Annotated in this window: 11 protein-coding genes and 2 pseudogenes; 3 read left to right on the top strand and 10 right to left on the bottom strand. The window is 34.1% G+C overall.

From position 1 onward, the window contains the following. Positions 1-209 precede the first annotated feature (209 nt). Positions 210-771, top strand: a pseudogene (locus tag FF105_RS08145) (recombinase family protein). A 129-nt stretch (positions 772-900) separates the two neighbouring features. On the opposite strand, the gene FF105_RS08140 reads toward FF105_RS08145, so the two are convergent. From FF105_RS08140 to FF105_RS08125, 4 genes are all read right to left on the bottom strand, one after another. After that, positions 901-2,157: a chloride channel protein gene (locus FF105_RS08140; RefSeq protein WP_290046606.1), complete on the bottom strand. Its 1,257-nt coding sequence runs from the start codon at positions 2,155-2,157 to the stop codon at positions 901-903. 387 nt (positions 2,158-2,544) lie between these two features. Then, positions 2,545-3,309 carry a YibE/F family protein gene (locus FF105_RS08135; RefSeq protein ID WP_290046605.1) on the bottom strand — a complete coding sequence of 255 codons (765 nt, stop codon included), beginning with the start codon at positions 3,307-3,309 and terminating at the stop codon, positions 2,545-2,547. Positions 3,310-3,322: 13 nt separating this feature from the next. Further along, positions 3,323-4,423: a YibE/F family protein gene (locus tag FF105_RS08130; RefSeq protein ID WP_290046604.1), complete on the bottom strand. Its 1,101-nt coding sequence runs from the start codon at positions 4,421-4,423 to the stop codon at positions 3,323-3,325. 483 nt (positions 4,424-4,906) lie between these two features. Continuing rightward, a complete protein-coding gene (locus FF105_RS08125; protein ID WP_290046631.1) occupies positions 4,907-7,045 on the bottom strand; it encodes an LTA synthase family protein in 2,139 nt (712 codons plus the stop codon). Between the two features lie 214 nt (positions 7,046-7,259). Here FF105_RS08125 and FF105_RS08120 point away from each other — a divergent pair, with 214 nt between their 5' ends. Together FF105_RS08120 and FF105_RS08115 are read left to right on the top strand one after the other, a co-directional pair. Then, the gene (locus tag FF105_RS08120) at positions 7,260-8,480 is read left to right on the top strand and encodes an LCP family protein (RefSeq protein WP_290046602.1); all 1,221 of its coding nucleotides are present in this window, start codon (positions 7,260-7,262) and stop codon (positions 8,478-8,480) included. A gap of 6 nt (positions 8,481-8,486) precedes the next feature. Continuing rightward, positions 8,487-9,089: a phosphatase PAP2 family protein gene (locus tag FF105_RS08115; RefSeq protein ID WP_290046600.1), complete on the top strand. Its 603-nt coding sequence runs from the start codon at positions 8,487-8,489 to the stop codon at positions 9,087-9,089. Positions 9,090-9,143: 54 nt separating this feature from the next. On the opposite strand, the gene FF105_RS08110 is transcribed toward FF105_RS08115, so the two are convergent. The 6 genes and pseudogenes from FF105_RS08110 to FF105_RS08090 form a co-directional block, all read right to left on the bottom strand. Beyond that, a complete protein-coding gene (locus FF105_RS08110; protein WP_290046599.1) occupies positions 9,144-9,977 on the bottom strand; it encodes an IS3 family transposase in 834 nt (277 codons plus the stop codon). A gap of 149 nt (positions 9,978-10,126) precedes the next feature. After that, positions 10,127-10,261, bottom strand: a pseudogene (locus FF105_RS11615) (transposase); the annotation flags it as partial. 251 nt (positions 10,262-10,512) lie between these two features. After that, positions 10,513-10,806 (bottom strand): IS110 family transposase, encoded by a 294-nt coding sequence (locus FF105_RS08105; protein ID WP_290046598.1) that lies wholly within the window; start codon positions 10,804-10,806, stop codon positions 10,513-10,515. After that, positions 10,797-11,075 carry a hypothetical protein gene (locus FF105_RS08100; RefSeq protein ID WP_290046597.1) on the bottom strand — a complete coding sequence of 93 codons (279 nt, stop codon included), beginning with the start codon at positions 11,073-11,075 and terminating at the stop codon, positions 10,797-10,799. Before FF105_RS08100 ends, FF105_RS08105 begins: the two co-directional genes overlap by 10 nt. Positions 11,076-11,284: 209 nt before the next feature. Continuing rightward, a complete protein-coding gene (locus FF105_RS08095) occupies positions 11,285-11,656 on the bottom strand; it encodes an IS110 family transposase (RefSeq protein ID WP_290046596.1) in 372 nt (123 codons plus the stop codon). A gap of 518 nt (positions 11,657-12,174) precedes the next feature. After that, positions 12,175-13,923, bottom strand: a 1,749-nt coding sequence (locus tag FF105_RS08090; protein ID WP_290046595.1) for a SpaA isopeptide-forming pilin-related protein, incomplete at its 5' end; no start/stop codon positions are given.

The following is a 13,923-nucleotide window of genomic DNA, read 5'->3' as shown; positions in this document are numbered from 1 at the left end:
TTTGTTACTTAATAAAAAACTTCTTGTAACTAACGATATATAAAAATTTATCAACGTTATTCAATTAACAAACTGCTGCTATTCTGATACAAAAGTTTTTATTCAATCATTATGCAACTAAATGTTAAGTAATTTGCGCTTTTTTAATACCATGATATACTTGCGTTTATATACTGCAATTTAATTATGCATTTTTATGAGGTGAAAAAATGACAATTTATGGCTATGCTAGAGTATCTACTGCTGGACAATCTTTGAATGAACAAAAAGAGACTTTGAAAATTTCAGGCGCTGACATGATTTTCAGTGAAAAATATTCGGGAACCACTACATCACGACCTCAATTTGAAAAACTCGTCAATCTGATTGAACCCAATGACACATTGATTGTCACCAAGTTAGACCGCTTTGCTCGAAATACACGTGAAGCACTGAATTTAATTGATGATTTGCTAAAAGAAAAAATAATGATTAAGGTTTTAAATTTAGGAACCATTGATAACACCCCCATGGGTCGTATGATTGATTGTCAGAACCTTATTATCGGTTGCTGAGATGGAACGTGACATGATTATCGAAAGAACTCAGGCCGGTAAAGTTTTTGCAAAACAACATAATCCTAATTATAGGGAAGGTAGACCAAAGCGAAAAAAAGATAGCCGTAACACCGCCATTTTTGAATATTCTAAAACCCACACTGTTCGAGATACAGCAGAAGCTTTCAATATTTCTGCTAGGACTGTTCAATACATTAAAAAAATGTTTATTTAAAACATACCTGATTGTTCTCACAAATATGTTTATTTCACAACTGATTTCCTTAAAGAAAAAACGTCTATACTCTAATTGATAAAATTAAAGTATAGGCGTTTTTTTCACTATGAATGATGTCATTGTAAACTATCGTTTATATTTTAACGGTAATCTTGAAAAAAATAACGATACAATTACACCCAAAAACATCGGCAACAACCAAGAATAACCAATATGTGTGATTTCAATCATCATAAACAGGGCCATCAAAGGTGCTTGTTGTGAAGCAGCTAAAAAAGTTACTGCCCCCAATATTGCCATTTGATCAACACTAATACTCGGCATGAAGGTCCAACTACATATAATCCCAATAATAGCCCCCGCCGATCCTCCAATAGCGATGGAAGGTGTCAAAGTCCCACCTGATGCCCCTGCCCTAATTGTCAACAAGGTTACAATCATTTTCAAAATTAATCCAATGAACAAAATCACAATCATATTATGTGATTCACTAAAGACTGATAGTTGCATTAAAGATCGTCCATTACCCATGATTTCTGGGAAATAAATAGCAATAATTCCAGTAGCAATTGATACGAGAGGCAACATCCACAAAATATTATAGCCTGTGGCTTTATGTTTGCCGGCAGATTGAAACATTAAGCGAAATAGCCCACCCATAATGCCCATTAATGGCGCAAATGCTAATACTATAATAATACCAGCAGCGCTAAATATAGTATGATTAACAATATAATATGGCTTAAATCCCTTAAACATACCGCCTACTAGCATGGAAACAGATGTCATTAATAGACTAATACTAACTGTTCTAAAGGTGAATTTTTTTAGCAGTAATTCTACTGAGAAAAGTGCCCCAGTAATAGGTGCAAGATACACACCTGAAAATCCCGCGCCAGCAGCAGCAGCTAACAATAATTGTCTATCAGCCAGCTCTAACTTTAAAATATTTAACTTTCTGATCCTGTTTTCAAAGCTTTGGGCAATTAACGTTCCGGCTTCACGAGGAGCTAATTCTCTTCCTATTGATCCACCTGTTCCCACATAGAATATTTGTGTTATAACATGAATAAGAGTAGAAATAAACGGCATCTTGTCACCAGATAGCGCTTGATTTATAGATATTGGTTTTTTATATTTTTCACGTATAATCCACCAAATAATAGCTGATATAATCCCACCAACAGCCACAGAGTATAGTCTGAAGATAGGAATGCCATTGACAGGGGCAGGATATCTAGCTACTTCATTATAGTTTAGAAAAATTTTTTCAACTAAATTTAATAAGATGCCCAAAAGTCCAGAACTAACTCCAACAAGAACTCCCAAAATGATTGAAAAAATAAACAACATAACATTATATCTTTTCGTCGCAATTTCCATGATTTTCCTTTTCAAATAACAATATATAAAATATTTATTTTAATTTCTTAATTTATTATTGGCTTAGATATTATTTAATTTTTGTACTTATGAAACTAATGTCTACCATAGTTAATCTCTTATAACTTTAGCTTTGTATAAACAAAAAGCGCTGATAGAGGATACACCAACGCTTAGATTAGGAACAACAATAAGAGATATAAAACAGTGGGATTATCTTCAGAAGACCTAATCCATTCAAAATTATACATCAGAACGCGAAATTATTCTGGAAAATATCATAAAAAATCGATGGATTTATATATAAAATTGATAAGTATAAAAATTTAGCAAACTTTTTTGATTTTAAATATCTCAAAAATGATTCCGACTATTTACACCTTATGATTAGATTTTGTTCTTTTGAATAACAAAATTTTTTTGAACAAAATGACCTGATATGATAATAGCTACCAATATTCCAATCATTCCCAACAGCATGGTTACAACATCTGCTACTAATAGTTTTGAGTTTATTATATCGGAAAATCTATAATTCAGCCTTGTAAACCACAATATCAAACCTGCTGACGATCCCAGCATACCAAAAAAAAGTGTGTTGGTTGCAGTTCCTAATATTTGCTCAGATATTATTTTTCGTTGATTTTTTAATTGTTCAATAGTCATGCGTTCATCTTGATCAATAACTTCGGTTAGACTAGCAGCCAAAGCTATAGACGACTCTGAGATTGCCCCGATAACTGAAATTAATAGTACTACGATGGATACATTAGAAAAGTTAACACCTATATCCAAAGAGAGATTTTCTAGTTCATCAACATTTTCTGCTGCAAATCCTTGAAAATGACCCAAATATTGAACAATTATTGCGATGGGAAATAAAATAAGAATTACCATGATACTAGTTTTGAAAGCAATAAATGTTACTTCATTTTCATCAGCTGACATAAAAATAGAAACAGCAACAATCACTGGTGCAATAACAGCCAAAACCACTAAAGGATTCAATCCAAAATTAATAAGCGTAATTAATATAAATACTGCCAATACATTCAATATCAATCCAAATAAATTTCTAATAGCGTCCTTTTGAGCAATAATAAACATTAAAATAATCATGATTATTGTCAACACTACCAATGCATTATCCATAATCAAAACCCCACTATTTTTTTGTATAAGATAACCCTATTCCAGTAATAATAGAAGTGATTGGAACTGATAATAATATTCCTATTATAGATATAATGGCCTGAAACATTCCTAAATTTAAACCGACAGTAGCAATGTATCCCCAAGTATTGCCATTTCTAAGCAGTAATAATGTTAGTGGTAGGGTTTCTGCAATAAATATCATAAATAATACGTTTGTAAGTGTTCCAATTATTTCTTGACCAATAGACATGCCTGACTTAAGGTATACCTTAAAATCAGCACTTTGGTTACGAATACTATATTGTCTACTAAGACCAAATAATCCAGCCACAATATCACCAGAACCATCCATAATAGCACCTAAAACCGAAATAATTGTACCAACAAAGAAAAATTTAGATGGATCCTGTGTTACATAACCCAAATATTCGAAGTGAATACCATTGTTACCACATAGATACATAGTAATAAAAATAATTAAAAAAGTAATAACAGTTGTTAGGACTGTAGTTAAAAAAGTATAAACCATTTGTTTGGTGCCCCCAAGAACAAATAACAATGATGATAGTACAAATATCACTGATAGCAACGAAAAGAGAGCAATCACTGGTGGATTTATTTTTAAATTTAAAGTGATACAGATTACAAAGTATATTAAATTCAAAAGTAGCGACAATAATAAGAATGAAGACGATCTAACTGTTGTCAGACTGAAATATAGACTGATCAGTAAAACAATCAATGCAATCATTATTGAATCTCTTTTTAGAGTAACAATTTCATACTTTCCAGACATTTTTTTCAGTACGACTTTCTGTCCAATATGATATAGTTGTCCAGTTGTTTTAGAAGCATTAACATGATTGATTATTACGACATAAGGATTTTTTTTTGGCCTTAAATTAATAATTTTTATGGTTAATCTTTGAACAATTGACTCGTCTCTATTTTGAAAATCATCGCTCACTTGTTTTTCTTGTATGGTTTTAGATGAGCTAATAATCCCAATAGGTGATCGATACAACATTTGATCTTGACTGGTTATCCAGTAAGCACCTATCGTTAGTAATACAGGCATACATATTTTTTTAAAAATCCACTTAAAATTCATATTTACTAGCCTAAATTTTATCACTTAACTTTCAATTATTATTTAATTCATTATTTGTTACTATTTATATTATTGATGACATTTTGATACAACATTAGATAGGACGTTTTAGTCGTTATCTTTATGCTTTTGTTATAAAATAAAAATGTTAATACTAATTGATTCTGTTTAAATAAATTACTTTTATTTAAATCAATTACTCTTTTTCTACACATGCCAATATCTATCAAAATATTATGTTCAAGGTCTATATTCCATCGATGTGGCATCAACAAAAATAAAAATACAATAATAACCACAATATTTAAAATTAGATACAAATTACTATACCTATTGCCAATTTCATAATAGAAAACTTTATTAATACTCAATAGAATTAAATTCCATATTAACAATAATAACTGTTTTGACTTTAACACTATAACATATGCTGAATTCATAATTAAATTATCCTCTTTGACTGTATCGATGAATAAAGATTGACTACTTAATTTTTGGAACATCTTGCCCATTTTGAACCTCAGGTATGTCATTAGTGTAATCAGAAAGGGTTGATTTGTCATTATTACGACTGAACAAGCTGTTTGATTTAGCGGCCAAGTAGTTATTTGTATGTGCTAACCTTTTTTCTGTAGCAGTCACAGTATAATTATAGTTTTTGGGGTTAACTTTTGTAAAACCTTTAGGATGGTAAAATCGCAATAAATTCTCATTATTAAGCTTATCGGAATTAGATAACAAAGTAGCGACTTGATTTTTGACACTCTCTGCATATTTTTTTTCTGATGAATCCATCTTTAGTATTTTAACGCCAGTCTGTGTATTATAGTAACTACCATGAGAGCTAGTTAGTGTTAGTGTTGGTGTCACGAATCCACCATTACGTAACGCCACAAAATTTTTCCTACCACTCGAAAAAATATCCTGACCAAATTGAATATAATTTTTATTAGACACTCCCAGCAAATGTTCCAATGTTGGCATGACATCAATTTCTCCAGCATAGGTATCTATAATTCTGCCATCACTATGGCCGGGAACATCAATCATTAGCGGTGTTCGCTGCAGCATAGTATTATCGTAACTATCAAATTTTTTGGCACTAGATCCAATGTAAGGAGCAAAGGCCTTTAAATCTGAACCTGAAATTCCGTAATGATCCCCATACAATACAATAACGGACTTATTATATAATCCTGATTTTTTTAAATAATCATAGAATTGTTGCACTGATTGATCTAAATAGTGTGCTGTTTCAAAATATTTATTAACTAGTGAATCTCCCGAGTCTACAGTTGCAAAACTTGGATCTTTATCTTCATTAGCCATGGTATATATTAAATGATTAGTCACAGTTAAATATTTAACGTAAAACGGCTGTTGTAGTTGTTCCAACATTGGGACAGAATCTCTAAACAACAACTTATCTTTTATCCCCCAAGGGCTCATATTAGCTGAAGAATTATCATAAAAGCTTTGATCAAAAAAGTTTTCATATCCCATTTGTTTATAGGTATTAAGGCGATTATAAAAAGAACCCACATTACCATGAAATACTGCAGAACTATAGCCTTCCTGTTGCTTAAGTATAGCTGGCATAGCTTGGAATGTTTGTGAAGAACCATATTTAGCAAAGAAAGCACCGGCAGGCAAACCAAACGTTGACGTTTCCATCATATTTTCGGCATCTGCAGTTTTTCCTTGTCCTACCTGATTAAAAAAATTACTAAATGCATAAGTAGACTGCGAATGATAAATAGAGTTCAAAAATGGTGTCACAACATGCATTTTACCATCAGTACCCTTAATAGTACGATCGATTAAATCTTGCTGGAATGACTCTAAATGAATAATAATTAAATTTCTGTTTTTGGCAATACCATACATTTTGGTATTTGGCGCAAGATATCTATTGTTTTTGATATAATCCTTTATCTTGTAGATAGTGTTTTTATTCGCTTCTTTTCTCTGTGAATCAATGACATGAGTATAATATGAATCAGTCAGCATCCACGGACCTAATCCTAAATATCTCACCACATACGTTTTATCGGATTGAGCTCTGCGGGATATTAATTGGTGCTTATTAAATTCAGCAAACCAGAGATTAATACCAAATATTGCCATGCTTATAGAAAAATAACCAAAAGATTCTGACAACTTCATATGATTTGTGTCAAACTTTATTTTTTTTAGTAACAGTAAAATAACAATACAAATTATGTCAATCCAATAAATAAAATCAAATACATGAACAGGCACAGATCCAAAGTCAAATCCATGTTGAAATACACCGGCCCCTCCAGTCAATGTATCTATTGTGACAAAATCAGTAAATTCTCGATAGTACAAAATATTCAAATAGAGCAAAAAATTTAATGACACAGAGACAGCAAACACAGATAAATAAAATAACGAAGTACGCCTAATAAATAATAGTATCGTAAAACAAATTGCTGTAAATCCTATCGGATTTATTATCATTAGTATGAATTCTGCTGTGCCTACACCACGCAAATTGAAAACACTAAAATAGGCAATCATCGACTTCATCCACAAGCAAACTAACAAAAATGACAACAATCCAATTCTTGTGCTCAACAGTTTCTTTACTTTTAGCATATTTCCCCGAATCCAGTAATATTGAACGTTTATGTTTATTGATAAATATTCAATACTTCCCAATTTATTATGTGATTAAGAATAGTGTTAACAGATTAAATGAAACTTAAATAGGCTATATTAAGATCGACATTCTGAAATATTTACATGGAATTCAAATTATTATGCTAAAATGAAATGTATTTATGTCAGTATTCCAAACAAGGAGATTATCATGGCAGACAAAGCCACCCACAGAATGGACAAGTACGCATCATCTAAACAGAGTCATATACTGCGTAAATACGCTATACTATTTATTCTGTTAATTGCTATAACCGGTTCCATATTAGGTTCTGTATATTTGCATAATATTCAACATTCTGTAAATCGTTCCTATTCCTCTACTGGTCTACATTCAGAGGGAAAGGTCAGTCATCTCATTGAGAGTAAAAAACCGATTTCCTTTCTGGTTTTGGGAACAGATGTTGGCACTGATGGCGGTTTCGGAACAAATCGTAATCGCGTTGGTCTCACAGATTCCATGATGGTAGTCACAATAAATCCACAACAAAAAATAACAACATTAATTTCTATTCCAAGGGACATCATGACATCCATTAGTGGATTTGAAAATACTTTTCCACAAAAATTAAACTCTGCTTACGCATTTAAAGAAGCATCGGATAAGAATGCTTCATTGGGCGATGGTGTGGGAACAACCATTACCACGCTGCAAAAAATGTTTAATTTTCCAATCAATTACTATGCTATGGTTAATATGAGCGGACTAGGAGATGTAGTCGATCAATTAGGTGGTATTTCGGTTAACTCTCCACTAACATTTGCCTTCAGCCAGGAAACAGCCCATGCCACTGGAAAAGACCTATATCAATTTTACAAAGGATCGACAAAATTTAAATATGCGGCAGACGGAGAAAGTTTTAGTACTTATTCCAAAATGAACGGTAAAGCTGCATTAGCATTTTCTCGTATGCGTTATCAAGATCCTAACGGAGATTACGGTCGTACGGAAAGGCAGCGTATTTTATTAAACGCAATTATTAAAAAAATAAAATCTAATCCAACTAAAATACTCAATATAAAATTTATTAATACCACGACAAAAAATATTGCCTCTGACTTATCCGCTAAAGACATTATTGCTCTGGGCTCTAATTACATGTCGGCCTCTAAAAATATCGTTTCGTACACAGTGCAAGGCGAAGGTGAAATGTATGACGGTCTTTCATATCAAAGAGTAACAACAGCACAAAGACAAGCAATTACGAATAAAGTTAGAGCGTCACTTAATCTAAAGTCGGCGACAACTGGTTCTGAGTTTGGTAGCGACGTAACACAAGATGAACTAGACCAGGTAGGAACAGCTGATGAACTATATCCCGACAATAATACTAGCCAAAATTTGAAATTACAATCGGAAAATGGAAATTAATCTAAAATGGATGCCACCAAAAAAAGTAAATATTATTATTTCAGTATTATCTTATTATGCCTACTCATAATACAAACAATATTAGTTTACTTTTTCCCAAAAAATCCTATCGACGTATATGCAAATTTGTGGTTACATACTAAAGGAATAATTGGTCAGTTAATGATAATTATTACGCATATAGCAAATCCTGTTGTTGCTATAATTATCACAATATCTATTGTCCTAGCATTTCATGTAGACCGATTAAATCGATATTTAGTGTTCACAAAGTTATTTGGTGCAATTTTTTTGGCGATTTCTTTGAAGTATATTTTTCACAGAGCACGCCCTGATAATCAAATAATTATTGACCATGGTTTTTCCTATCCTAGCATTCATACTGTAACAGCAGTGGTTTTATCATTAACATTTTATAAATTGTTTAAGGCAAAAACTACTCACCAATCTTATATCTTTTTCTTGTGTGTTGCTTGGATAATCTTAGTCATGGTTTCTCGGATTTCTTTAGGTAATCATTATCTAACTGACACCAGTGGCGCATTATTGTTGACCGGATTTTGGATATCATTATGTAATTACATCATAGCCACTAAGCACATAACTTGATAGGTAATAATGGATGCTCGTAAGTAAATCACTTGGACTATTGTTATTGCTTTTTTAGTAGTGCACGATACCCTGCATTATCAACAACCATTCGCAAAACTGTATTAAACTGATCAAATCCATAATCAATCCGTCAATGGCTGCTTGGACTTCAGTTAATGTTTGGTATGCCTTCAAATAAACCTCTTCACGCTTCAATATTGAATGAAACGCTTCCATACGGCAATTATCGTATGGATGTCCTTTGAGTGAATATGAATGTTTCAAGCCATAATTTTGGCATTTAATATTGAACTCAGCACTCGTGTATTGTGACCCCATGTCTGAATGAATAATTAATGGCTTTCGATGCTTATCTAACGCTATCTGTAAGGCACTTGTGGCTAACCCGGCTGTCATTGTATCGCCAATTTTATAGCCCAATACTTTTCTCTTCTCAGGATCCAAAACGGTCTCTAAATAGACCCATTTGTGATTAGTCAACTGAATATAAGTGATATCTGTTTGCCAAACACCGCCCAAATCATGCGAATGTCTAATCAGATTGGGCTTTTGATCACCAGTCACCACAGTTTTTGGCTTGCGATAACGTTTTTGCATGCGGGATCTAATCCCTAATTCACGCATTAATTTGAGTGTTATATATTCAGATATTTTTGGACCGTCGGTTTGTTGACTATAAGTAGCAATACGATGATAACCATAAAATTTAAAGGTTTTCCAAACGTCTAAAATATAAGGTTTTAGAGATTCTCTACGCTTTTCTTGTCGACTGGGCTGCCAATGGCGCCAGTTGTAATAGGTACTAGGTTTGATTTTAAGTGCACTTAAAATACGCACAAGCGCGTAGCCTTGTGCTAAAAATTGGTTAACAAGCGGCAATCCCACATTACGGACTATTTTTTTGCTAGTAAGATGGCCGCTCAATGCCTGTCAGGCTACGCGTGATAAAATTTCGTTTTCTTCCTCCAAAATAGCGAGGCGTTTCTCTAGTTGCTTAAAGTCTCTGACTGACCCTTGATCATGATTGGGGTAGCTTGTTTAACCCAAATAGCAATAGAATCTTTCGACGGACCAAATTCCTCTGCCAATGATTTAAGTGAACGGCCTTCTTGGTGAAGTTTAACCAGTGAATCTTTAAAATCTTGTGAATAACGAATTGGTATAAAAATACGCCTATACTTTCATTTTACGGACTGAATAAAAATAGGCCATTTTTCTACCAGAAGTCAAGTGTTTCAAGGCATTTGACTCTTTTTATGTTGAAATTTTATTAACAATTAGCACTATTTAAATAAATCGCTGTCTTCACATCGATTTTAAAAAATGTTAGGCTTATAAATGTAGAACACTAGTGCTTTGATGCAACTTTGTAATCATACAGTTGATGATTAATGACTAGATAATGCATGGTTCTCAGTAATCACGACATGGCACCAATGGCAATTTTCTTTGTTCCCTTAGACAATGAAGATTGCTTTTTCTTTTGATACCAATCATTAATATGACTGGGATGCCCATAAGATGCGGTACTCGCCATATTTGATATTGCTCTAAATAGAACTTTACGTGCGGTGCTATTTCCTCTTTTGGTGATAAAACCTGTGCTTTTGTAATCACCTGAGTCATTGAATATCAAATCAATCCCAACAAAAGCGTTTAGCTTATTGGCAGTACGAAAACGATGTAAATCGCCCAATTCAGCTATCAGCGACACAACTGTTTTATCTGAAAACCCTGTAATGCTTTGATAAATGAGTTATCCGGTAAATCTTTAGCCTTATCTACCATAGCAGTCAGGATGTCACCCTTGGTACCATGTAACTCAATCAAACGCTTTGCATAGTATATAACTTGTGCAACATTATAAGAACTGGTAGCAACTGCAAGCGCTGATATCTGACCCATACTCATTAATTGGTCGGCTATTTTGCGTAATCTCTCGTGACTGATATGCCAACTAATCCCACCTTGAATCGTGTCCATGAATGTTTGCCTTGAACGTCTTGTAATTATTGCATGTGGCACTATTGTTAAGAGTTCCCATTAATGTGGACTATCGACTATCGGTGGCGGAAAAGAGTTCTTCGATTTCAGGAAAGGTCAGTTGTAAAACGCGATGTAATCTATTTTGTGTACTGACAATATCATGATTAATTTGTTGATAAAAGCGGCTTATATCTTGTAACTCAATATCAATTGGATTTTGAACATAACTTTTTAGCACGAGCTAAAATTAATTGTGTCTCAGCCAAGTTTTTAGCATCATTCAAATCATTTTTATTCGGGCGAAGCTGATCCAACTGGTTTTTTGCTGCTAAGGGATTGAGATAAGTATAGGGATAATTATGCCAATCCAAAAATGATTTCAATCGTCGCGAATAAATACCGATCGCCTCAAAAACAATATCAGGAAATTCATTAGATTGCATGATAATTGTATTGAGTTGATTGAATCCTAGGACATCATGGGTTATCTTGAAATGTTGAGTTATCTTACCATCAAACGCCATCGCAACTTGACTAGTAGCTTTAGAGACATCAATACCAATAACATCATGCATCATAGCACCTCCTTAAACAATATTTGAAACAACCACTGACACCTCACGACCATTTAATTTTCTGTACTCGACGTCTAGCGCCTAACTTACTAAGATCAAATTGTGTGGTAAAACCAGTGAAATGGCCATTTTTTTCTACGACATCTGGTGTCAAAAGGACCAACGCCCTAAGTTTCACTACCAATTTTAGAATAAATCCAAAAAAGGTGAAAATCATCTCCGTCGAGAGTAATCTTCACCTTTAATGTTAGTAAGTTTTTTAGTATAAGAGCAAATTTGAATGCATACGAAACATTAACTGAAGTCCACAAATCTAAGTGAGTTTGTTTATAGGCGAAGTTTAACTAGTGAAAATTTCAAACTCTGTGAATAATGCATTGATATCGAAATATGCCTAAAACTCTCATTTTACAGACTGAATAAGAATTATCCATTTATTGACTTCTGAGCATTCTGGGCATATGTATAAGAAAACAAAAAAACCAAACCCATTAGGATTTGGAAAGGTTTAATGACTATGTTTAATCATTAGATTTATTTTTACGATTAAGAATAGAAGTTACAAGAATAACAGAAATCAGTACAGAACCTAATAACGATACAAACAATACAGCTTTGGCCGCAGTATCTGGCAAGAAATGAGTTCCCTTGTGCTTATGATGCTTATTGTTTGTTTTATTGTTAGTAGGGGTTACTGGTATTTTAGTATTTGTAACCGAAACTGTTGCAACTTTAGATTTAGTTTGCAACTCGACAGTAAATTTGTATTGCTTGTCCTTGTCGAAGTTATACCCTTTTGGTGCGGCTGTTTCTACAAAGTAGTAATTACCCGGCTTCAAACCGTCCTGGTTAATTTGACCATCATTGTTAGTAGTCAAACCAGACTTGATTTTTTTGCCATCGGCATTATACAAACTAAATATGGCACCGGTTAACACTTTACCAGTATCACTGTCTTTTTTAGTCAAGACAACTGATCCGGTCTTTTCTTCGTTTGTGGCCGAAACTTTTGCTACCCTAGCGGTGGTTTGCAATTCAACAGTGAAGTCATAGTGTTTGTCTTTGTCGAAGTTGTAACCTGCTGGTGCGGCTGTTTCTACGAAGTAGTAATCACCTGGCTTCAAGCCGTCTTGATTAATTTCACCTTTGGCATCTGTTGTCAAGTCGGTCGCTACTTCAGTGCCATCAGCTTTGTACAAATCAAACGTTGCACCGGCCAAGACTTTATTACTATCGCTGTCTTTCTTAGTCAAAACAACTGATCCAGTTTTCTCTTCGTTTGTTACTGAAACTGTCGCTACTTTAGTCGTTGTTTGCAATTCAACAGTGAAGTCATAGTGTTTGTCTTTGTCGAAGTTGTAACCTGCTGGTGCGGCTGTTTCTACGAAGTAATAATCACCTGGCTTCAAGTCGTCTTGATTAATTTGGCCATCAGCTTTTGTCGTTAAGTCTTTCGCTACTTCAGTGCCATCAGCTTTGTACAAATCAAATGTTGCACCAGCCAAGACTTTGCCAGTATCACTGTCCGTCTTAGTCAAAACAACTGAGCCAGTCTTTTGTGCGTTAGTAGCTGAAACTGTTGCTACCTTTGCGGTTGTCTGCAATTCAACAGTGAAGTCGTAATGCTTGTCTTTGTCGAAGTTGTAACCTGCTGGTGCGGCTGTTTCTACGAAGTAGTAATCACCTGGCTTCAAGCCGTCTTGCTTAATTTCACCTTTGGCATCTGTTGTCAAGTCGGTCGCTACTTCAGTGCCATCAGCTTTGTACAAATCAAACGTTGCACCGGCCAAGACTTTATTACTATCGCTGTCTTTCTTAGTCAAAACAACTGATCCAGTTTTCTCTTCGTTTGTTACTGAAACTGTCGCTACTTTAGTCGTTGTTTGCAATTCAACAGTGAAGTCATAGTGTTTGTCTTTGTCGAAGTTGTAACCTGCTGGTGCGGCTGTTTCTACGAAGTAATAATCACCTGGCTTCAAGTCGTCTTGATTAATTTGGCCATCAGCTTTTGTCGTTAAGTCTTTCGCTACTTCAGTGCCATCAGCTTTGTACAAATCAAATGTTGCACCAGCCAAGACTTTGCCAGTATCACTGTCCGTCTTAGTCAAAACAACTGAGCCAGTCTTTTGTGCGTTAGTAGCTGAAACTGTTGCTACCTTTGCGGTTGTCTGCAATTCAACAGTGAAGTCGTAATGCTTGTCTTTGTCGAAGTTGTAACCTGCTGGTGCGGCTGTTTCTACGAAGTAGTAATCACCTGGCTTCAAGCCGTC

Source organism: Leuconostoc sp. UCMA20149 (assembly GCF_030400235.1).
Lineage (GTDB): Bacteria > Bacillota > Bacilli > Lactobacillales > Lactobacillaceae > Leuconostoc > Leuconostoc pseudomesenteroides.
This window is presented reverse-complemented; position numbering and strand designations above follow the sequence as displayed.